This is a genomic window from Pseudomonas chlororaphis subsp. chlororaphis (assembly GCF_003945765.1).
Taxonomy (GTDB): Bacteria; Pseudomonadota; Gammaproteobacteria; order Pseudomonadales; family Pseudomonadaceae; genus Aquipseudomonas; species Aquipseudomonas chlororaphis.
The window spans coordinates 5055103-5074967 of record NZ_CP027712.1; the positions used below are offsets into that span (position 1 = coordinate 5055103).

General features: G+C 62.4%; 16 protein-coding genes and 4 tRNA genes. 8 read left to right on the forward strand and 12 right to left on the reverse strand.

Going from position 1 to position 19865, the window contains the following annotated elements:
• Positions 1–51: 51 nt before the first annotated feature.
• Positions 52–1878 (forward strand): bifunctional diguanylate cyclase/phosphodiesterase, encoded by a 1827-nt coding sequence (locus C4K27_RS22660; protein ID WP_053262235.1) that lies wholly within the window; start codon positions 52–54, stop codon positions 1876–1878.
• On the opposite strand, the gene C4K27_RS22665 is transcribed toward C4K27_RS22660, so the two are convergent.
• From C4K27_RS22665 to C4K27_RS22685, 5 genes are all read right to left on the reverse strand, one after another.
• On the reverse strand, positions 1814–2245 hold the full coding sequence (locus C4K27_RS22665) for an SEL1-like repeat protein (RefSeq protein WP_053262236.1): 432 nt from the start codon (positions 2243–2245) through the stop codon (positions 1814–1816). The genes C4K27_RS22660 and C4K27_RS22665 overlap by 65 nt on opposite strands.
• Complete coding sequence (locus C4K27_RS22670; protein ID WP_007927825.1) at positions 2246–2617, reverse strand: hypothetical protein; 372 nt, start codon at positions 2615–2617, stop codon at positions 2246–2248.
• Positions 2614–2955, reverse strand: coding sequence for a helix-turn-helix domain-containing protein (locus C4K27_RS22675; RefSeq protein WP_081002342.1), 342 nt, complete (start codon positions 2953–2955; stop codon positions 2614–2616). The genes C4K27_RS22670 and C4K27_RS22675 overlap by 4 nt, the downstream gene beginning before the upstream one ends.
• 106 nt (positions 2956–3061) lie before the next feature.
• On the reverse strand, positions 3062–3517 hold the full coding sequence (locus C4K27_RS22680; protein ID WP_053262237.1) for a YkvA family protein: 456 nt from the start codon (positions 3515–3517) through the stop codon (positions 3062–3064).
• Positions 3518–3806: 289 nt separating this feature from the next.
• A complete protein-coding gene (locus C4K27_RS22685; RefSeq protein WP_007927823.1) occupies positions 3807–4520 on the reverse strand; it encodes a BamJ family beta-barrel-assembly machinery protein in 714 nt (237 codons plus the stop codon).
• Positions 4521–4779: 259 nt separating this feature from the next.
• On the opposite strand from C4K27_RS22685, the gene C4K27_RS22690 reads away from it, so the two are divergent.
• Both C4K27_RS22690 and C4K27_RS22695 read left to right on the forward strand, forming a co-directional pair.
• Positions 4780–6588, forward strand: coding sequence for a di-heme-cytochrome C peroxidase (locus C4K27_RS22690; RefSeq protein ID WP_053262668.1), 1809 nt, complete (start codon positions 4780–4782; stop codon positions 6586–6588).
• 28 nt (positions 6589–6616) lie between these two features.
• Positions 6617–7753 carry a catalase family protein gene (locus C4K27_RS22695; protein WP_053262238.1) on the forward strand — a complete coding sequence of 379 codons (1137 nt, stop codon included), beginning with the start codon at positions 6617–6619 and terminating at the stop codon, positions 7751–7753.
• A 129-nt stretch (positions 7754–7882) separates the two neighbouring features.
• Here the strand turns inward: C4K27_RS22695 and C4K27_RS22700 are convergent.
• From C4K27_RS22700 to C4K27_RS22715, 4 genes are all read right to left on the reverse strand, one after another.
• Positions 7883–7959, reverse strand: a tRNA-Asp gene (locus C4K27_RS22700).
• A 19-nt stretch (positions 7960–7978) separates the two neighbouring features.
• Positions 7979–8054 (reverse strand) — tRNA-Val (locus tag C4K27_RS22705).
• Between the two features lie 186 nt (positions 8055–8240).
• A tRNA-Asp gene (locus tag C4K27_RS22710) sits at positions 8241–8317 on the reverse strand.
• A gap of 19 nt (positions 8318–8336) precedes the next feature.
• Positions 8337–8412: transfer RNA gene (locus C4K27_RS22715), tRNA-Val, on the reverse strand.
• A gap of 160 nt (positions 8413–8572) precedes the next feature.
• On the opposite strand from C4K27_RS22715, the gene rdgC reads away from it, so the two are divergent.
• From rdgC to sugE, 3 genes are all read left to right on the forward strand, one after another.
• Entirely contained in the window at positions 8573–9493 is a 921-nt protein-coding gene (rdgC, locus tag C4K27_RS22720; RefSeq protein ID WP_009045083.1) for a recombination-associated protein RdgC, read from the forward strand.
• A 125-nt stretch (positions 9494–9618) separates the two neighbouring features.
• On the forward strand, positions 9619–10584 hold the full coding sequence (locus C4K27_RS22725) for a bile acid:sodium symporter family protein (RefSeq protein ID WP_053262239.1): 966 nt from the start codon (positions 9619–9621) through the stop codon (positions 10582–10584).
• 118 nt (positions 10585–10702) lie between these two features.
• On the forward strand, positions 10703–11020 hold the full coding sequence (sugE, locus tag C4K27_RS22730) for a quaternary ammonium compound efflux SMR transporter SugE (RefSeq protein WP_007927818.1): 318 nt from the start codon (positions 10703–10705) through the stop codon (positions 11018–11020).
• Positions 11021–11084: 64 nt separating this feature from the next.
• Here sugE and C4K27_RS22735 read toward each other — a convergent pair whose 3' ends face one another.
• The 3 genes from C4K27_RS22735 to C4K27_RS22745 all read right to left on the reverse strand — a co-directional run bounded on the left by C4K27_RS22735 (position 11085) and on the right by C4K27_RS22745 (position 15549).
• Entirely contained in the window at positions 11085–12959 is a 1875-nt protein-coding gene (locus C4K27_RS22735; protein WP_053262240.1) for an MFS transporter, read from the reverse strand.
• A gap of 84 nt (positions 12960–13043) precedes the next feature.
• Positions 13044–14192 (reverse strand): TDT family transporter, encoded by a 1149-nt coding sequence (locus C4K27_RS22740; protein WP_053262241.1) that lies wholly within the window; start codon positions 14190–14192, stop codon positions 13044–13046.
• A 151-nt stretch (positions 14193–14343) separates the two neighbouring features.
• Complete coding sequence (locus C4K27_RS22745) at positions 14344–15549, reverse strand: MFS transporter (RefSeq protein ID WP_053262242.1); 1206 nt, start codon at positions 15547–15549, stop codon at positions 14344–14346.
• A gap of 91 nt (positions 15550–15640) precedes the next feature.
• Between C4K27_RS22745 and C4K27_RS22750 the strand changes: the two genes are divergently transcribed.
• On the forward strand, positions 15641–16186 hold the full coding sequence (locus C4K27_RS22750; protein WP_053262243.1) for a TetR/AcrR family transcriptional regulator: 546 nt from the start codon (positions 15641–15643) through the stop codon (positions 16184–16186).
• A gap of 199 nt (positions 16187–16385) precedes the next feature.
• A complete protein-coding gene (locus C4K27_RS22755; protein ID WP_009045089.1) occupies positions 16386–19856 on the forward strand; it encodes a hybrid sensor histidine kinase/response regulator in 3471 nt (1156 codons plus the stop codon).
• The last annotated feature ends 9 nt before the right edge of the window (positions 19857–19865 follow it).

Genomic DNA, 19865 nt, shown 5'->3' on the forward strand with positions numbered 1-19865 from the left:
GCTCTTGAATCAAGGGCGCGCCCGGTCCTTTTTTTATCGACAGAGATCGCCATGACCACGACCGAACAGCTGAGTGCCTTGAGCTCAATCCTGGCTCAAAGCGGTTTGCACAGTCTGTTCCAGCCGATCATCTGTCTCTCTAAACGGCGCATTCTCGGCTACGAAGCCTTGACCCGTGGTCCGTCCAACAGCCCGCTGCACTCCCCTGTCGCCCTGTTTGCAGTGGCCCGCCAGGTCGGACGCCTCAACGAGCTGGAAATCGCTTGCCGCCAGAGCGCCTGCAAGGGGTTCAGCGAGCAGCAGTTGCCCGGCAAACTGTTCCTCAACGTCTCCCCGGAATCGCTGCTGGAGGCTGCCCACCAGCCCGGGCGGACCCTGCAATTGCTGCAAGACTTCGGTATTCCGCCGAGCCAGGTGGTGATCGAACTCACCGAGCAGACGCCAATCGATGACTTCCAGCTGTTGCACAATGCGCTGCATCATTATCGGGACATGGGTTTCTCGATCGCCCTGGACGACCTCGGCGCCGGTTATTCGAGCCTGCGCCTGTGGTCCGAGCTGCGCCCGGACTACGTAAAGATCGACCGGCACTTTATCGACGGCATTCATCAGGATGCCCTCAAGCGCGAGTTCGTCGGCTCGATCCTGCAAATTGCCAAGGCCTCCCGGGCCCAGGTGATCGCCGAGGGCATCGAAGTGGCGGAAGAGCTGGAGGTGCTCACGGAAATGGGCGTGGACCTGCTGCAGGGTTACCTGCTCTGCCGCCCCCAGGAACATCCGCCCCGCGATGGCCGCAACCTGCTGCCCAAGCGCGAAAGCACTCCCGCGACGCTCAACGACGAAGGCAGCGACCTCAGTGCCCTGCTCAACGAACAACCGGCGGTAGCACGCGACATACCGACGGCCACGGTGCTGGAAGCCTTCCGTCGCCAGGCCAACCTCAACTCGCTGGCGGTGCTCGACGAACAGGGCCAGCCCTGCGGCATCGTGCACCGCCATTCGTTGTCCGATGCCCTGCTCAAGCCCTTTGCCACCGACCTGTTTGCCCGCAAGCCCATCAGCCGCCTGATGAACGATGACTTTCTCGCGGTAGAGATCAGCCAGTCGCTGCAACAAGTCAGCCGCCTGATCACCAGCCGTGCCCGGCAACGGATCGAAGAGGATTTCATCATCACCCTCAACGGTAGCTACCTGGGCCTGGGGCGGGTGATCGATGTGCTCAAGCTGATTACCGAGCTGAAGATCCAGCAGGCGCGTTATGCCAACCCGTTGACCCTGCTGCCTGGCAACGTGCCGATCCAGCAATGCCTGACCCACCTGCTGCAACAAGGACGGGAATCGCTGATCTGTTACGTGGACATCGACAGCTTCAAGCCCTTCAACGATATCTATGGCTACGGCCGTGGTGATGAAGTGCTGTTGTGCCTGGCGCAGTGCCTGAATGACCGGGTGGACCCCAGCCGCGATTTCGTCGGCCATATCGGCGGCGACGACTTTCTCCTGGTATTGGGCCCCGAGGACTGGCAAAAACGCCTGAACCAGCTGCTGGACGACTTCCATGGCCAGTGCCGGCGTTTTTATCGCAGCGAACACCTGGAAGCCGGCTGCTTCATCGCCCCCAACCGCCAGGGCATTCGCCAGGAGTTCGCCTTGCTGTCACTGTCCATTGGCGTGGTGCACCTGTATCCACAGGCCTGTGGACAACTCGATGCCAGCCAGTTGGCCGAGCTGGCCTCGCAAGCCAAGCACCACGCCAAGAATGTGCCGGGCTACAGCATCCATGTGATCGACAGCCGTCAGATGGCAGACGGCTTTACGGCTGACGCGGACCGGCTAGCGGATCCGGTGTACTCGACTGATTCAGCTGCGCCAGCTTGACCTCGGCCAGGGGATGCCCGGCTTTCGCCGCCAGGGTCCACCAACGGGCAGCTTGCGCCGCATCCGCGGCCTTGCTGGGCGAACCGGCCAGGCTGATGACGCCCATCTGATAGGCCGCCTTGGCGTCCCCGGCCAAGCCGGCAAGACGTAACAGGCGTATGCCTTCTTCGCGAGCCCCCAGCCCCTGGCCACGAAAGGTCAGGATATGGCCATAAAAGCTCTGTGCGTCGACGTCCCCCAGGTTCGCCATGCGCGCCAATTGCCCCTCCAGCCAATGCCAGCCCCGGGGTTGACGCACAAACCAGGGCCAATGAAACAACCGGCGAGCCAGCCAGTAGCCGGCTCGCGCCTTGAGGCGCCAGAACACTCAGGCCTCCACCGACTCGGGGTATTCGTACTCGAACACACGAACCACTTCCGAGGCGTGCCACGACGCGGCCGCGACCCCATCGGAAGGCCCGGAAAAACGCCCGAGGCGCTCCGCACACTCGAAAAAACCGGTGCGCGGCAATCGACTCGCCCCCTGGCTGATCACCAGCGAACTGCGCAACGGCTGCTCCGCACGCGCGTCCAGCGCGGCCAGGTGCTCAAGGGCCGCCGTCAGGGTCTGCATGGCGGGGCTGGGTAGCTGCAAGCGCTCAAGCAGAGCGCGATAGGTCAAAAGATGGCGTTGCCGACGGGCCTGGTCGAGTTCCCCCAACAGGCCATCCCAATGTTGACGACTGATCCTTACGCTCACGATTCATCCCTCCAACCCGGAACCGTCAATTCCCAGGCCAGGCTACGGCGTATAGCGGCGTCGGGTTGACGCTCACCGCTTTCAATCATGGCCAGATATGACGGACTGATACCTACCGTACGGGCAAGCGCCTCAATGGCGATGCCCTTGGCTTCACGCAAACTGCGAAGTTGATCCAGACCTGGAAGCGGCTGGTCGGCTGTGGTCGCGACAGGCCCCCTGGCTTCTCGCGGAGATTGTTCGGTAATACCTGCGGCTTTTAGCAAAGCCTGATACTGAGCCCATGGCAGAACCGCATATTCGGGCTCGCCATCGCGTGCAATTATCTGAATATCCATTACTACCCCGTAGGACGACACATAACGAGTCGGACTTTTCCTTATGAAGTGTAATCCTAACAGTCACTAAGGTCGCGGGGGCATCGTTGTATGGATCCGAATTCACTCAGTTTTTCTTCGGGCCTTCCAATTGCAGTTGTTCCGGGGTGTCAGGCAAACGTTCCACTACCGCCAGCTTCTCCGGTTGCTGGCGATTGCGCCAGGCGCGAAAGGCGTTGAGTTCGCCGTCCAGGGTTTTCATGATCCAGGCCAGAACGGCGATATCGTCGAGCATGCCGAACATCGGCAGGAAGTCCGGGATGGCATCCAACGGGCTGAGGAAGTACATCAGGCCCGCGACCACCGACAGCAGTGCCTTGGGGCTGATGGCGCGGTACTCGCCACGCCAGTAAGCCAGGCACAGGGCCTGCAGCAGGCGCAGATCGTCCTTGAGCTTGCCAAGACGGCCGCCTTGCAAGGCGCCTTTGCTGGCCACGGCGAACAACAGGGTCGGCAGTCGGCCACGGCTGAGCAAGCGGCCGGCCAGGGGCAGGAAGCGGGCAAAATTCCAGGGTGCTTTCATCGTCACTCCCACTGAAATGTTATCCACACAAATTGTGGATAACCTTGTGAACAGAGCCGCTTTTCACAGCTGAAAGCCCCGTTTTACAAGGGCTCGGCTCAGATCGGGCGTTTTTTACTCACATAAAAAAACCCATAATTTCATTGACTTGGCAGCCTCATGCGGCTAGCCGCAACACGTGCTGTTAAGACTATGCCTTATGCCGTGGGTTCGCATTTTTTCCCGGACCAACGACCAGATACGACAACGCCCCGTAAGGACGGGGCGTTGTCATTGAACCAGACGAAGATTACTTGGCGTCGTCTTGTTTCGCTGGATCCTTGATACCCAGCAGTTCCAGCTCGAACACCAGAACCGAGTTGGCCGGAATGGCCGGGCTCGGGCTCTGTGCGCCGTAGGCCAGATCGCTCGGGATGTACAGTTTGTACTTCTCGCCGACGTGCATCAGTTGCAGGCCTTCGACCCAACCCGGAATCACGCCGCTGACCGGCAGATCGATCGGGCTGCCGCGCTCGACCGAGCTGTCGAACACAGTGCCGTTGGTCAGGGTGCCGGTGTAGTGAACGGTCACCACGTCGGTCGGCTTAGGCTGGGCGCCATCGGCTTTTTTCAGCACTTCGTACTGCAGGCCGGAGGCGGTAGTGGTCACGCCAGCCTTCTTGCCGTTTTCTTCGAGGAATTTCTTGCCGGCTGCTGCCGACTCTTCGCTGATCTTGGCCATGCGCTCTTCAGCACGCTTTTGCAGCGCAGCGAAGGCTTCGACCAGTTCGTCGTCTTTCAGCTTCTGTTCTTTCTTGCCGATGGCATCTTCGATGCCCTGGGCTACCGCTTTGGAATCCAGGTCATCCATACCTTCCTGGGCAAGGCTTTTGCCCATGTTCAGGCCGATACCATAGGAAGCTTTCTGCGCCGGGGTTTTCAGCTCCACGCTGGTCTGCGAGTCACAACCCGCGAGTACCAGGCTAACCAGGGCTACCGCCGCCGCTAACCGATGCTGTTTCATGCTATTTCCTTGTTCATGCGCCTAAAGGGCAATCGAGTAAAGCCGCGAGCTTATCAGGCGGCCACGACCAATGGCTACCGGCATGAGAGCCGGATTAGCCCGATAAGTTCACGTGTTTAAAAGCATTTCGCCAGCCATTACAACAAGCGCGGGAAAGAACACCCCGACCGCAAAGTAACGACAGCGGACGTAATGGCCACTTGCCCGGCAGTTTGCCCTTGAGGCATAAGAGAGCCACAACTCGACAAGGATGTTTATCTTGCGCCTCTTATCCCGTGTTTTGCTCTTGATCCTCGCCCTGATCGGCGTCGCCCTGGCCGTGGTCCTGTATTACGTGGCCAATCCGAAATTGCCCGACTATATACCCGCCCGGCAGGTGCACTATCAGGATCAATGGAGCGCCGCCGACCGCCAGACCTATTACTTCACCCCCCAGGGCACTCAGGTGAAGGGCCTGCGTTATGAGTGGTTCGCCGCCCTGGAACTGCCCTTCTCCACGCAACGCTTCGCCGCGCCGCAGTACCTGGCCCGCTTCGGCTTCCTGGTGGATCCGGCGCAGCAGGCCAGCGCCGATAACCCGGAGAACCTGCCGGTCGGCTTCACCCGCCATCAGAACCCTGGCAGCCCGCAGCAGTACCTGGACATCACCTGCGCCGCCTGCCACACCGGCGAGCTGCGCTACAACCAACAGGCCCTGCGGATCGACGGCGGTTCGGCACAACATGTATTGCCCTCCAGCGTGCCCACCCTGCGCGGCGGCAGCTTCGGCCAGGCCCTGGTCGCCAGCCTGGCGTCGACCTATTACAACCCGTGGAAATTCGAGCGCTTCGCCCGCAACGTGCTGGGCCAGGGCTACGACGCCGAGCATGAACAACTGCGCAAGGACTTCAAGGCGTCGCTGGACACCTTCCTGCACGTCGCCTGGAACGACACTCACCGCGGCCTCTATCCCACCGAGGAAGGCCCCGGACGTACCGATGCCTTTGGCCGGATCGCCAATGCCAGCTTCGGCGACGCCATTTCCCCCGACAACTATCGGGTAGCCAACGCACCGGTGGACTATCCGCAGCTATGGGACATCTGGACCTTCGACTGGGTGCAGTGGAACGGTTCGGCCCAGCAACCCATGGCCCGCAATATCGGCGAGGCGCTGGGTGTAGGCGCCACCCTGAACTTCTTCGATGCCCAGGGCCAGCCGCTCAAGGGCGATGCCCGATACGCGTCGAGCGTTCGGGTGCGCGACCTCAACCGCATCGAAGAAACCCTGCAACGACTGAAACCGCCGACCTGGCCCGAAGATTTGTTCGGCAGCATCGACAAGCCCCTGGCGGCCAAGGGGCGAGCGCTGTTCGCGGAAAACTGTGCAGGTTGCCATGTCCCGCCGGTCACCGAGGTCAACGGGCGCCCGGTACAACAACTGAAGATGCTGCCAGTCGCGGTGATCGGCACCGACCCGAATACGGCCAACAATATTGCCGATCAGCGTTACGACCTGAGCGCGCTGCAATGGGACGCCACCGAACTGGCGCAATCGAATGTCCAGTTGCACCCCACACCCACTGAGCCGCTGGACATGCGCCAGCTGTCAGCGGCCAAGGGCCTGGCCTATGTCACCGCCTTCGTTGAGGAGCGCGCCTACCGGGATGCCCAGGTGACCCCGGCGGAACGCCCGCGACTCGACGGCTACGGCTTGCCGATCGGCGTCCGCGAACTGCGCGCCTACAAGGCCCGGCCGCTGGCCGGGGTATGGGCTACCCCGCCCTTCCTGCATAACGGCTCGGTGCCCAGCCTGTATCAGTTGCTTTCGCCTCAGGACGAACGCGCCAGCACCTTCTATAAAGGCACCTTCGAATACGATCCGAAGCATCTGGGCTATCGTACCGAGCCGTTCAAGAACGGCTTCCTGTTCGATACCAGGATCAGCGGCAATCACAACAGCGGCCATGAATTCCGTTCGGGCAAGCGTGGCGACGGGGTGATCGGCCGCCTTCTGCAACCCGAGGAACGCTGGGCCCTGCTGGAATACTTGAAAGTGCTGGGCGGGCCGCTGGAGGCGCAACTGCCATGACCCTGGCCCTCATCGAAAGGACGGTTTCATGCTGATCACCTTATGGCTGCGCATAGGGGCGCTGCTGCTCAAGACACTTCTGCTGCTGGTGCTGATCGCCCTGCTCGGCTGGGCGCTGAGCAGCGCCTGGTCGATCTGGCGCTACCAGGGGCCGGTTTCGACCGAAGAACAGGTCCCGCCCGGCGAAGCCGCCATGACCCAGGACATCATCCAGACCGCCGTGCGCATCGTCGATCAGCACCGGGATAACACCCGTTACCTGCGCGACGCCCACGCCAAGGCCCATGGCTGCGTAAAGGCCGAGGTCCAGGTGCTCGAGCAACTGGCGCCGCCGTTGCGCCAGGGCGTGTTCGCCGAACCCGGCAAGACCTGGCAAGCCATGGTGCGGCTGTCCAACGGCAATGCTTATCCACAGTTCGACAGCATTCGTGACGCGCGCGGGATGGCGATCAAGTTGTTGAATGTGCCCGGCACCCAGCTATTGAAGGAACAGCAGGGCCGTGGCGAGCAGGATTTCGTGATGTTCAATCATCCGAACTTCTTCGTCAGCGATGTCGCCGAGTACCGGCAGAATGTCGCCGCGCAGGCGGACGGAAAAAAGGTCGGAGCCTTTTTCCCCGGCTGGGACCCACGCACCTGGCAGGTCCGCCACCTGTTCATTGCCTTGGCCACCCTGTCACCGCCCCCGGCCAGCCCGACGCAAACCCGCTATTTTTCGGTTTCGCCCTACAAGTTCGGCAGCGCCAACGCCAAGTTCCGCGTCGCACCGGCCCCCGACAGCTGCCCGGTGTACAACCTGCCCGCACAAAACCAGGCCCAGCCCAACTTTCTACGCAACGCCCTGAACCAGCAGTTGTCGACCGATCGCGTGCCGGCCTGCTTGGTATTGCAGGTGCAGCGCCAGGACCCAAGCCACTACATGCCCATCGAAGACACCAGCATCGAATGGCGGGAAAGCGATGCGCCCTTCGAAACCGTGGCGCGGATCAAAATTCCTGCCCAGGACTTCGATACCCCGCGGCAGAACCTGCAATGCGACAACCTGTCCTTCAACCCCTGGTTCGGGCTGGAAGCGCACCGCCCCATCGGCGGCATCAACCGCCTGCGCAAGGCGGTGTACGAAGCGGTCAGTGACTACCGGCACAGCCGCAATGCCGAGCAGTGATCCAGAAACGAAAAAAGCGGCCCGCGGGCCGCTTTTTTGGGGAACATTTACATACTCCAGATAGCAAAAAGCCCGCGTGAGCGGGCTTTCTGTTATGAGCTGGCGTTCAGTGTTCCAGATCATCGAATATGGCGCAGCGGACGGGACTCGAACCCGCGACCCCCGGCGTGACAGGCCGGTATTCTAACCGACTGAACTACCGCTGCGCGTAGCGTTGAAAGCAAGTGGTGGGTGATGACGGGATCGAACCGCCGACCCTCTGCTTGTAAGGCAGATGCTCTCCCAGCTGAGCTAATCACCCTTTACCTTCGTTGCGGGGCGCATTATTACACATAAATTCATAACGTGCTGATTTAAATAACAAAATTATCAAAAAAAGCTGAATTTCAATGTATCGGGCGCCTCGCGCGGAACACAGGCACAAAAAAGCCCGCGTTAGCGGGCTTTCTGTGATGACCTGGCGTTCAGTGTTCCAGATCATCGAATATGGCGCAGCGGACGGGACTCGAACCCGCGACCCCCGGCGTGACAGGCCGGTATTCTAACCGACTGAACTACCGCTGCGCGTAACACTGAAAGCGAATGGTGGGTGATGACGGGATCGAACCGCCGACCCTCTGCTTGTAAGGCAGATGCTCTCCCGGCTGAGCTAATCACCCTTCACGTTCGGTGTGGCGCGCATTCTACGGAGCGCCCCCTACTCTGGCAAGCACTTTTTAAAATAATTTTTTCAGGCCTTCCAAAGGCTTAGCGGAGGGTTGGCCTATGGAGCTGCGCGGAGAATAATGCCCCCCTTTGTATAAAGGAGAGATTCACCCCATGTGGTTCAAGAACCTGCTTATCTATCGCCTGACCCAAGATCTGCCCTTTGATGCTGAGGCGCTGGAAACCGCACTGGCCACCAAACTGGCGCGTCCATGTGCAAGCCAGGAGTTGACCACTTACGGTTTCGTCGCGCCATTCGGCAAAGGCGAAGATGCGCCGCTGGTCCACGTCAGCCAGGACTTCCTGCTGGTCGCCGCGCGCAAGGAAGAACGTATTCTGCCTGGCAGCGTGGTGCGCGACGCGGTCAAGGAAAAGGTCGAAGAGATCGAAGCCGAGCAAATGCGCAAGGTCTATAAAAAGGAACGCGATCAGATCAAGGATGAAATCATCCAGGCATTCCTGCCGCGCGCCTTTATCCGCCGCTCCTCGACTTTCGCCGCCATAGCGCCGAAACAGGGCCTGATCCTGGTCAACTCGGCCAGCCCGAAACGCGCCGAAGACCTGCTCTCCACCCTGCGCGAAGTGCTTGGCACCCTGCCGGTGCGTCCGCTGACCGTGAAGACCGCGCCGACCGCGATCATGACCGACTGGGTGAAAACCCAACAAGCCGCCGACGACTTCTTCGTGCTCGACGAGTGCGAGCTGCGCGACACCCATGAAGACGGCGGCATCGTCCGTTGCAAGCGCCAGGACCTGACCAGCGAAGAGATCCAGCTGCACCTGAGTACCGGCAAGGTGGTCACCCAATTGTCCCTGGCCTGGCAGGACAAACTGTCCTTCATGCTCGACGACAAGATGACGGTCAAGCGCCTGAAGTTCGAAGACCTGCTGCAGGATCAGGCGGAGCAGGACGGCGGCGACGAAGCCCTCGGCCAGCTGGATGCCAGCTTTACCCTGATGATGCTGACCTTCGGCGATTTCCTCCCGGCGCTGTTCGAAGCCCTGGGTGGCGAAGAGATTCCACAAGGCATCTGACCTTGTAGCAGCCTGCTTGCTGGCGACGGGCCGCCTCCGGCCTTATCGTCAACCCGCTCGCTCCTGCAGGAGCACCACAGACGCCACCGCTTTCGGTGGCGTTTTCATATAAGAAGGAACAGGCCATGCGTGCACTGGCAGCATTAAGTCGTTTTGTCGGCAATACCTTTGCCTACTGGGTTCTGATTTTCGCGGTGGTGGCGTTCTTGCAGCCAGACTGGTTCATCGGCCTCAAGGGCGCCATCGTGCCGCTGCTGGGCCTGGTGATGTTCGGCATGGGCCTGACCCTGAAGCTCGAAGACTTCGCCGAAGTCGCGCGCCACCCGTGGCGTGTGGCCCTGGGCGTGGTCGCGCACTTCGTGATCATGCCAGGCGTGGCCTGGTTGCTGTGCCAGGTATTCCACCTGCCGCCGGAAATCGCCGTCGGCGTGATCCTGGTCGGCTGCTGCCCAAGCGGTACCTCGTCCAACGTCATGACCTGGCTGGCCCGCGGCGATCTGGCGCTGTCGGTGGCGATCGCCGCCGTCACCACCCTGCTGGCGCCGCTGCTGACGCCGGCCCTGATCTGGCTGCTGGCCTCGGCCTGGCTGCCGGTCTCGTTCATGGAGTTGTTCTGGTCGATCCTGCAAGTGGTACTGCTGCCGATCGTGCTCGGGGTGATTGCCCAGCGTGTGCTTGGCGACCGGGTACGGCATGCGGTGGAAGTGTTGCCGCTGGTATCGGTGGTCAGCATCGTGATCATCGTCACCGCGGTGGTGGCCGCCAGCCAGGCGAAAATCGCCGAGTCCGGCCTGCTGATCATGGCCGTGGTGATGCTGCATAACAGCTTCGGTTACCTGCTGGGCTACTTCACCGGCCGCCTGTTCAAGCTGCCGTTGGCGCAACGTAAATCCCTGGCCCTGGAAGTCGGCATGCAAAACTCCGGCCTCGGCGCCGCCCTGGCCAGCGCGCACTTCTCGCCGCTGGCGGCGGTGCCGAGCGCATTGTTCAGCGTCTGGCACAACATTTCCGGGGCGCTGCTTTCCACTTGGTTCCGCCGCATGAGCGAAAAGGACGACCGCGCACTGGTTGCCCAGCAGGCGAGCGACTGAGGAGAAACCTTGATCCCCGGATTAATGATGGGCACTATACTGCGCAACGCGGGGACGACCCCGCGGCTCGATCGAGTCATTAATCTGGGGACGACCCCGTCAATCGATGGAGGTCATCATGTCCTGGATCATTCTGTTTTTCGCCGGCCTGTTCGAAGTGGGCTGGGCCGTCGGCCTCAAGTACACCGACGGTTTCAGTCGCCCTCTCCCCACCGCCCTGACCATCGCCGCCATGGCGGTCAGCCTCGGCCTGCTGGGGCTGGCCATGAAGGAACTGCCGCTGGGCACTGCCTATGCCATCTGGACCGGAGTCGGCGCGGTCGGCACGGTGATCGCCGGGATCATTCTGTTCGGTGAGTCCATGGCGCTGTTCCGCCTGGCCAGCGTCGCACTGATCATTACCGGGCTGATCGGCTTGAAGGTCAGCGCGGCCTGATACAAGCAAACGCCCCAACAAAAACGCCCACAACTCTGTGGGCGTTTTTATAGGCGCTGGAAACCTAGCGCACGCTACCGCGCAGCTCACCGACCAGGGTTTGCAAACGGGCCGGTTCGGCACTGTCGGCGGTCACGGCCGAACCCGCCACCAGGGTCACTCGCGACCACAGGCGACGGAACAGTCCCTTGCTTGGATCGCGGCTGAAAAAGCTGCCCCACAGCCCCCGTAACGCCAGCGGAATCACCGGTACCGGTGTCTCTTCAAGAATCCGCGTCAGCCCGCCCTTGAACTCATTGATCTCGCCATCGGCGGTCAGCTTGCCTTCCGGGAAGATGCACACCAGCTCGCCATCCTTGAGGTAGCGGGCAATCTGGGTGAACGCCCTTTCGTAGATCTGGATATCCTCGTTGCGCCCGGCAATCGGAATGGTCCCGGCGGTACGGAAGATGAAGTTGAGCACCGGCAGGTTGTAGATCTTGTAATACATCACGAAACGAATCGGCCGCCGCACCGCGCCGCCGATCAGCAAGGCATCGACGAAGGACACGTGATTGCACACCAGCAACGCCGCACCTTCGTCCGGGATCGCCTCCAGGTTGCGGTGCTCGACCCGGTACATGGAATGGCTGAGCAGCCAGATCATGAAACGCATGCTGAACTCGGGGACGATCTTGAAGATGTAGGCGTTGACCGCGATGTTCAGCAGCGACACCACCAGGAACAGCTGCGGGATCGACAGCTTGGCCAGGCTCAGCAAGACGATCGAGACGATCGCCGATACCACCATGAACAGCGCGTTGAGAATGTTGTTCGCGGCAATCACCCGCGCCCGCTCGTTCTCCGGGGTCCGCGACTGAATCAGTGCATACAGCGGCACGATGTAGAAACCACCGAAGATGCCCAGGCCGAGAATATCGATCAGCACCCACCAGGCGTGGCCATAACCGAGTACCTCGAGCCAGCTGTACCCCGCCTCGCTTGGCGCAATCCCGCCGGAATGCCACCACAGCAGCAGGCCGAACACCGTCAGGCCGAACGAGCCAAAAGGCACCAGGCCGATCTCGACCTTACGCCCCGAGAGTTTCTCGCACAGCATGGAACCGGCGGCGATGCCCACCGAGAACACCGTGAGGATCAGCGTGACCACTGTCTCGTCGCCGTGCATCCACTCCTTGGCATAGGCCGGAATCTGCGTCAGGTAGATCGCCCCGACAAACCAGAACCACGAGTTGCCGACGATCGAGCGCGACACAGCCGGCGTCTGCCCCAGGCCCAAGCGCAGGGTGGCCCAGGACTGGCTGAAGATGTTCCAGTTCAAGCGCATGTCCGGGGTGGCCGCCGCGGCCCGGGGAATGCCCCGGCTGGCGAGGTAACCGAGCACGGCGACGGCAATGATCGCCGTCGAGACAATCGGTGCGTAATGGGCGGAGGACATCATGATCCCGGCGCCTATGGTGCCGGCGAGAATCGCCAGGAAAGTGCCCATTTCCACCAGGCCGTTGCCCCCCACCAGCTCTTCCTCCCGTAGCGCCTGGGGCAGGATCGAATATTTCACCGGGCCGAACAGCGCCGAGTGGGTGCCCATGGCGAACAGCGCCAGCAGCATCAGCGACAGGTGATCGAAGACAAACCCCACCGCCCCCACGGCCATGATCACAATCTCGCCGAGCTTGATCAGGCGGATCAACGCGTCCTTGGCGAATTTCTCGCCGAATTGCCCGGCCAGCGCCGAGAACAGGAAGAACGGCAGGATGAACAGCAAGGCGCAGAGGTTGACCCAGATCGAGCGGTCTCCCTCGATGGCCAGCTTGTAGAGAATGGCGAGGATCAGCGACTGCTTGAAGATGTTGTCGTTGAACGCACCGAGGGACTGAGTAATGAAGAATGGCAGGAAACGCCGCGTACGAAGCAAGGTGAACTGTGAGGGGTGACTCATCTTCCATGTCCCTGAGTGGCTTGGATGCTGTTATTGGATTATCGATCTTCGATCCAGGCCACAACCTTACCTAAAGTTCGCGGATTATTTCGCTAATCCTGCGATGCAAGGCGAAACGAACAACTCGCCACGATAAGCGCCCTGCAGCGTGCGCTTGCCCACCACCAGCCACATCAGTGCCAGCGCCAGGACCAACAGGCTGCCGAACACCGCGAAAAACGTCAGGTTCAGGGTGCTGGCCAGTTTCAAGGTGGTCAGGGCATAGACCCCCAGCGGGAAGGTGAACCCCCACCAGCCGAGGTTGAATGGAATGCCGTCGCGCAGGTAACGCAGGGTGATCAGCAGCGCCGTCAGCATCCACCACAGACCGAAACCCCACAGGGTGATACCGGCCACCAGGCCCAGGCCCTCGGCGATTTCGCCCATTGCGGCCATGCCGTTGGCGGCGAAGATCGCTGGAGCGTCCGCGCCCAGCAGCAACATGCCCAGGGCCCCCGTGCCGATCGGCCCCAGGGCCAGCCAGCTCGAGGCAGCCATGCTTTCGTGAGGCAGCTTATGCAAGGCCATGCGCAGCAGGAGAATGGTCAGGATGCTGAAAGCCACCGGTAGCGAGAAGGCCCAGAGCACATAGCTGGTCACCAGCATCACCAGTTGCGAATGCGCGTCTACCAGATGCGGCGCCAGCAGCCCGCCACTGGCGGCAGCGACTTCGGCCGCGACCACCGGCAATAGCCAGACCGCGGTCATCTGGTCGATACGGTGCTCCTGGCGGGTGAACATCATGTAGGGAATCAACACCCCGCAAGCCAGCGACAGCGCCACATCCAGCCACCACAGCAGCTCGGCCAGCTGCACCACGCCGTCACCCCAGCGCGGTACGCCGAACAGCAGGAAACCGTTGATGATGGTGGCCAGGCCCATGGGGATGGTGCCGAAGAACATCGAGACCGTGGAGTGCCCGAAAATCCGCCGGGCCTCGTCGAAGAACATTACCCAGCGTGCCGCATAGGCCGCGCTGAACACCACGAACAGCCCGATGGTGAACAGCCACAGCCCCTCGGCCAACAGGTGCAGGCCCGGGATCCGCAGCGGCAACTGGGCCAGCGCCAGGGCCAGCACGCCGGTGCCCATGGTGGCGGCGAACCAGTTGGGGGTGAAATGGCGGATGGCTTCGCGAGGATGTTGCAGCTGGCTCAAGGACCGTCCGGTTCTGAGGGTATTGGGGCATGTCATGGTGTGATCTCCTGTCCTCCGATGAGGTGGAGCCCATGGTAGAACCGAATCGAATATCTATATAACGAGTAATTTCTCTATCTGTTATCTATTTTGCAAATATAAGAGCTAGACACTGCCTGCGTTTCAACCACCGGCATCCGCGTCGCGCTCAACTCTCTTGCGCGACGCAGGCCTTGGCGGTTCGCTGACGCAGCAACCCCAGCAAAGCGCCTAGGGACAACAGGATCAACACCGCGCCATAACCATCGGTGGTCGCGATCAGGCCGAAACTGCGCGTCAGGTTTCCTGCCAGCAGGGATGGCAGGCAGAACGCCAGATAACTCAGGACATAAAACGCCGACATCAACCCTGCCCGCTCATGGGGCAAGGCCAGCGGCATCACACTGCGCAGAGCGCCGAGGAACCCGGAGCCAAAACCTCCGCCCGTGACCAGGGTGCCGAGGAAGAACAGCGGCAGGCTGGCGGTGTGCACGGCGATGAGGATCAGGCTGATGCCGACGGCCAACAGGCTCGCGCCCAACCGCAAAACCTTGTCGGCCGGACGATGGCGCAGGGAAACAATCATCAGGGCACCGCTCAGCGTCAGCACCGCCACCAGGCCGCCGCCGATCAGGTTCGAGGTCGAGCCCGTCGCAGCGCGCACCAGCGATGGCGCCAATGACAGAAAGAACCCACCCACGGCCCACACCGCCACATCCACCGGTAACGCCAACCACAGCGCCCGTCGCGCCTGGGGCGGTACATGCAGCGAGGGCCGCAGGGAAGCCCAGACACCGGCCTGGGCAGTGACCGTCTCCGGCAAACGCCAGACGTACAGCGCCTGGGCGACAAACAGCACCAGCAGCAACCAGTAGGCCAGTTGCAGCGGCAACGGCGCATATTCCACCAGCAAGCCGCTGCCCATCGCCCCGCACGCCATGCCCAGCAAGGGCGCCACGCTGTTGACCAACGGCCCCTGTTGGCGGTCGGTATCCAGCAGCGCCGCCCCCAGCACACTGGTGGCCATGCCGGTCGCGAAGCCCTGCATCACCCGGGCAGCAATCAGCCAGGCCACGCTGTCGGCCTGGATGAACAGCAGCATCGCCAGTATGTCCAGCAGCAGCGCCACAAAGATCACCGGCTTGCGCCCCAGATAGTCCGAAAGCGAGCCCACGGTCAGCAGCGCCGCCAACAGGCTCAAGGCGTAGACGCCGAAGATCAGGGTCAAGGTCGCCGACGAGAATTGCAGCACCTCCTGATACAGGTGATACATCGGCGTCGGCACACTGGAAGCGGCGAGAAAACTGAGTAAGGTGATCGCCAGAAACAACAGTCTGGAACGGTTTGACCGTGAAGAGTCGACACTACTGGACATGGGCACGCTCCATTAAAGCTAATTTTTTGCTTTTGCGGAGTGTGCTACCGCCTCGCTCTTAAAGCAAATTCTTTGTGTTAAGGTTCGATCCATGGCTATTAAAGAAGGTTTACGCCCGGGCGGGCGCAGTGCCCGGGTGCAGGAATCCATCCACTCGGCAGTCAGGGAACTCCTCGAAGAACAGGAGCGCTCGACCCTGACCGTGCCGCAAATCGCTACCCGCGCCGGCGTTACGCCCTCGACCATCTACCGGCGCTGGGGCGACCTGTCGGCACTGCTGGCGGATGTCGCCCTGGAACGCATGCGCCCGGACAGCGAACCGGCCGCCACCGGCAGCCTGCTCGGCGACCTGCGGGCCTGGGCCGAACAGTACCTCGATGAAATGAGCTCCGAACCCGGGCGCAACATGATGCGCGACGTGCAATGCAGCAGCACGCCCGGCTATTGCGTGAGCATTCTCAGCGGGCAATTGCAGATCATCCTCGACCGTCACCGGCACAGCGAGGCGGCCCTGCCCAGCATCGACCGGCTGTTGAACATGCTGGTGGCGCCAACGGTGTTCCGCATCCTGTTCGCCGCGCAACCGCTTGAAGTGCAGGAACTGCATGAACTGATCGACATCGCGCTGCGGCCTTGAGGCTGCCCTCGCGCCGACCGGTTCCGAGCCACCTTCCATAGGCGCGCGCCTTCCGCGATAAAATCTGACAGGCAGCCCTCTTCCCCCTGCGACACCTGGCCGCGCCAATACCTTGGTCGACACTGACGAACCCCGAACATCGTGCGAGACTGTCTGACCGGGCTGAAGCGCCCGGCGCGCCTTTATGTTCGGAGTTTCCATGTCGCTGTCCAGCGGGCTGATCGCCATCGTCGCCCTGGCCTATATGGCCATCATGTTCGCCATCGCCTTTTACGGTGACCGTCGCAGCGCGCCCTTGCCGCCGCGGGTGCGTGCCTGGGTGTACAGCCTGTCGCTGGCGGTGTATTGCACCAGCTGGACCTTCTTCGGCGCCGTCGGCCAGGCCGCCGAGCAACTCTGGTCGTTCTTGCCAATCTACCTGGGGCCGATCCTGCTGCTGGTACTCGCACCCTGGGTCCTGCAAAAGATGGTGATGATCAGCAAGCAGGAAAACATCACCTCCATCGCCGACTTCATCGCCGCGCGCTACGGCAAGTCCCAGACCCTGGCGGTGGTGGTGGCGCTGATCTGCCTGGTCGGCGTGCTTCCTTATATTGCCCTGCAGCTCAAGGGCATCGTGCTTGGCGTGGACCTGCTGATCGGCGCGGGTGCCGATACCATGGGCACCCGCGCCCAGGACACGGCGCTGATCGTGTCGCTGATCCTGGCGCTGTTCACCATCGTCTTCGGTACCCGCAACCTCGACGCCACCGAGCACCACCGCGGCATGGTGCTGGCGATTGCCTTCGAATCCCTGGTCAAGCTGCTGGCCTTTCTCGCGGTCGGCGCCTTTGTCACCTATGGCCTGTACGACGGTTTCGACGACCTGTTCAGCCAGGCCATGCTCGCCCCGCGCCTGGAGCAGTACTGGGAAGAAACCATCAACTGGCCGTCGATGGTGGTGCAGACCGGCGTCGCCATGATGGCGATCATCTGCCTGCCGCGGCAGTTCCACGTCACCGTGGTGGAGAACATCGAACCCCAGGACCTGCGCCTGGCCAAGTGGGTGTTTCCCGCCTACCTGGCCCTGGCCGCGCTGTTCGTGGTGCCGATCGCCCTGGCCGGGCAGATGCTGCTGCCCAGCTCGGTGCTGCCGGATTCGTTCGTCATCAGCCTGCCCCTGGCCCAGGCCCATCCAGCCCTGGCCGTGCTGGCCTTCATCGGTGGCGCGTCGGCCGCCACCGGCATGGTGATCGTCGCCAGCGTGGCCCTGTCGACCATGGTCTCCAACGACATGCTGCTGCCCTGGCTGCTGCGCCGGCAGAGTGCCGAACGGCCTTTCGAAGTGTTCCGCCACTGGATGCTCTCGGTGCGCCGGGTCAGCATCGTGGTCATCCTGCTGCTGGCCTATGTCAGCTACCGCCTGCTGGGCTCCACCGCGAGCCTGGCGACCATCGGCCAGATCGCCTTCGCCGCGGTGACCCAACTGGCCCCGGCCATGCTCGGCGCGCTGTACTGGAAGCAGGCCAACCGCCGCGGCGTGTTCGCCGGATTGGCGGCCGGTACTTTCCTGTGGTTCTACACCCTGGTCCTGCCGATCGCCGCCCACAGCCTGGGCTGGTCGCTGAGCAGCTTCCCGGGCCTGGCCTGGCTGCACGGCAACCCGCTGAACCTGCCGATCACACCCTTGACCCAAGGTGTGGTGCTGTCGCTGGCCGGCAACTTCACCCTGTTCGCCTGGGTCTCGGTACTGTCGCGTACCCGGGTTTCGGAGCACTGGCAGGCCGGGCGCTTCATCGGCCAGGAAATCAGCGGCCGCCCCAGCGCCCGCTCGATGCTGTCGGTGCAGATCGACGACCTGCTCAAGCTCGCCGCGCGATTTGTCGGGGAAGAACGGGCCCGCCAGAGCTTCATCCGCTTTGCCTACCGCCAGGGCAAAGGCTTCAACCCCAACCAGAACGCCGACGGCGAATGGATCGCCCACACCGAACGCCTGCTGGCCGGCGTGCTCGGCGCATCGTCCACCCGCGCGGTGGTCAAGGCCGCCATCGAAGGGCGGGAGATGCAGCTCGAAGACGTAGTGCGCATCGCCGACGAAGCCTCGGAAGTGCTGCAATTCAACCGGGCCTTGCTGCAAGGCGCGATCGAGAACATCAGCCAGGGCATCAGCGTGGTCGACCAGTCCCTCAGACTGGTGGCCTGGAACCGTCGCTACCTGGAGCTGTTCAACTACCCGGACGGGCTGATCAGCGTCGGCCGGCCGATCGCCGACATCATCCGCCACAACGCCGAACGAGGCCTGTGCGGGCCGGGCGAGGCCGAAGTGCATGTCGCCCGCCGCCTGCACTGGATGCGTCAGGGCCGCGCCCACACCTCCGAACGGCTGTTCCCCAATGGCCGGGTGATCGAGCTGATCGGCAACCCGATGCCCGGCGGCGGCTTTGTCATGAGCTTCACCGACATCACCCCGTTCCGCGAAGCCGAGCAGGCCCTCACCGAGGCCAACGAAGGCCTGGAGCAGCGGGTCGCCGAGCGGACCCACGAACTGTCGCAACTGAACGCCGCGCTGACCGAGGCCAAGGGCACCGCCGAGGCCGCCAACCAGTCCAAGACGCGTTTCCTGGCGGCGGTCAGTCACGACCTGATGCAACCACTGAATGCCGCCCGGCTGTTCTCTGCCGCCCTCTCCCACCAGGACGACGGTTTGTCCGCCGAAGCCCAGCAATTGGTCCAGCACCTGGACAGCTCCCTGCGCTCTGCCGAAGACCTGATCAGCGACCTGCTGGACATCTCCCGCCTGGAAAACGGCAAGATCAATCCGGAGCGCAAGCCGTTCGTGCTCAACGAACTGTTCGATACCCTGGGGGCCGAATTCAAGGTGCTGGCGCAGGAGCAAGGCCTGAAATTCCGCCTGCGCGGCAGCCGTCTCAGGGTCGACAGCGATATCAAGCTACTGCGCCGGGTTCTGCAGAACTTCCTGACCAATGCCTTCCGTTACGCCAAGGGGCCTGTGTTGCTGGGCGTGCGCCGCCGCGGCAACCAGCTGTGCCTGGAAGTCTGGGACCGTGGACCGGGGATTCCACTGGATAAGCAGCAAGTGATCTTCGAAGAATTCAAACGCCTCGACAGCCACCAGACCCGCGCCGAAAAAGGCCTGGGCCTCGGATTGGCGATCGCCGACGGGCTGTGTCGCGTGCTCGGTCACGGCCTGCAAGTACGCTCCTGGCCGGGCAAGGGCAGCGTCTTCAGTGTCAGCGTGCCTTTGGCCAAGGCGGCCGTCAGCGCACCGAGGCAGGTGGCCGAACTCAACGGCCATCTGCTGTCCGGCGCCCAGGTGCTGTGTGTCGACAACGAAGACAGCATCCTGATCGGCATGAACAGCCTGCTCAGCCGCTGGGGCTGCCAGGTCTGGACCGCGCGTAACCGCGAAGAATGCGCGGCGTTGCTCAATGATGGCGTGCGCCCGCAACTGGCATTGGTGGACTATCACCTGGACGATGGCGAAACCGGCACCGAGGTCATGGCCTGGCTGCGTACCCAGTTGGGTGACCCGGTGCCAGGCGTGGTGATCAGCGCCGACGGGCGCCCCGAGATGGTCGCCGAGGTGCACGCCGCTGGGCTGGACTACCTGGCCAAGCCGGTGAAGCCCGCGGCGTTGCGGGCGCTGCTGAGCCGGCACCTGCCGCTCTGATAGCCCGCT